This is a genomic window from Staphylococcus intermedius NCTC 11048 (assembly GCF_002902385.1).
GTDB classification, from domain to species: Bacteria; Bacillota; Bacilli; order Staphylococcales; family Staphylococcaceae; genus Staphylococcus; species Staphylococcus intermedius.
The window spans coordinates 1-2,099 of record NZ_PPQH01000080.1; the positions used below are offsets into that span (position 1 = coordinate 1).

At 38.7% G+C, this 2,099-nt stretch carries 2 protein-coding genes; both read right to left on the reverse strand.

What is annotated here, in order from left to right; all coding sequences use genetic code 11:
* The coding region (locus tag CD138_RS12360) for a phage head morphogenesis protein (protein ID WP_096559849.1) at nt 1–948 on the reverse strand (948 nt) is incomplete at its 3' end.
* A partial coding sequence (locus CD138_RS12365; RefSeq protein WP_103265997.1) for a phage portal protein occupies nt 911–2,099 on the reverse strand: 1,189 nt, incomplete at its 5' end. The genes CD138_RS12365 and CD138_RS12360, both read right to left, overlap by 38 nt.

Sequence of the window (2,099 nt, forward strand, 5' to 3'; positions counted from 1 at the left end):
ACCACCTTTACGTTTCATCTTCTCCCACTCACGATAGGTCATATGCGGGATTACTTCTGTTGTTCCATCGTCATTACGCACACGCATTACACCAGGTAAGTCATCTTCACCAATGTAATACAATAGCTTACAACGACAGTTAATATTCTCTTTTGCACTGGCTACGCCTACAAATAAATGCGGTGCAGGACCCACGCACCCACTAGATTTAAAGTTGTCGTCTATGCCCACTGATTGACCATCTAAATGACGATGTGTATCACGCGTGCGTGTATCTTTAGTGGCAGACCAACGTTTTTTTATCTTGAATCCGTTGCCTTGTGCTACGTGGGCGCTATCTAATCCGGCTTGTGACATCGCTCTACCAGCTTCTGTACGCGCCACTCGTAACGATTGCGCCATAGCCATACCTAAATCATCACGTAGTGCTTTAGCTATCTTAGAATAGCCCTCACCACTTATAATCCCTTGCGTAATATGGATACGGATACGTTTAAGCACCTCATTGCGATGTTTCTGTAACGTCGGTACTAATCGAATAAACTCAATCGGTTGTTCAATTGCGGTATTAATAACAGATGCAGTAGGGACGTCAAAACGCATAGACGATTGACTAGCCATTTCATACAAATAAAGACTCATCATATACTTCTCAATGTAAGCATTATGTTGAGTCTTTTTTATAGCTTTAGCTACTTGATTGTAATCTTCAGTTAACATTTGTCCTATACGTGCTAACTCTTTGTTTAAGCGATTGTACTTATTAAATTCTGTCCAAGTCACATGAGGGTTGTCTGATTGGTACTTTTCAAACATATCCACCAATTCTTGAGTGATAATTTTCAAACGTTTAGCAAACAACACTTCAAGCGGTTTTTCTGACTTAGCGATAAGTTGTTCAATATATTCATCAATTTGATTCTGATTTGTTATCTTGCGCTCTGTCATTATCGTCACCTTCTAACAGTGGAAGTTGATTGTTAAATTCGATATTATCTTGCTCAATACGTTCCATTTCTGCGACGGGATCATCAACCCACGGGTGGTTAGTGATAACCGTTTCTTTAGATAAGTATTGTGACTGCACACCAATTTGTGATTGTTCAAGTTCGTTCACCATCACATTGAAGTTAAAGCTAATCTCAATGTCATGTACATCGATATTTAATTTGTAAAAATCAATGATGTAACGTAACAACTCTTGCAAAGCAGTAAGTGTTTTGTTTTTTAATTTGCTAGCCTTTAAGTCTAGATTGCTATACATAAACTTGAGTGCAATACCTGATGGGCTGTTACCGAATTTGTCCTGTTGAAAATCGACACCTTGACCAAACTCAATAATGTAATCACGTAACATGTCCAGGTATTCTTTCGACGACTGTACTGGTACCTCAATTTGAATTGTGTCAACACCACTACCGTCACCGTCTACATTAATTGCTTTATAGTATTTGAGGTTCTGCATAAACTCATCTAAGTTTTGGCCCTCATAACCTTTCAAAATATAAATCAATTCAGTAGATTCGTCGAAAGTGTTTTGCGTGTCACTTAATCGCTTATCCATTGCGTCAATTATTGTCTTGTACATAAACAAGTCACTAACTTCTTGTGGATTGTTTTTAAAAGGAATGAACGGCACTCGGTTCCAACTCATCTTTTTATCACCAACGTAGTAATGCGCTTGAATGTTGTCATCGCCGTGATAATAATCAGGAATCAATTGACCATGTTGCAATTCGTAAAAAGTAACTTCGGTATCTGTCCAATACTCAACACGTTCACCACCGTCAAGCTCATACAAACGAATAAAGGCTTTGAGTTCATCTCTTTCTTTGTTCGTCCAAATCGGTATCGCTTGTTCGGCTGGAACTCTAAACGTCTTAAATTCGCCTTGTTCGTCAATATAAGGTTGTAGCCACTCGACACCTTTGTTGCTTGCTGCAGTTAGTATATCGACGAGTTTATCGTCCCACTTGTGATTGAGTACCTCTTGTATCTTCTTAAGTGATTGCTCGTCATCAGTACCGAATGTAATAGGATTACCTACCGCATAAGCTACTTTTTGATCAACTAAATTTTGATGGTAATTCGTGTACATT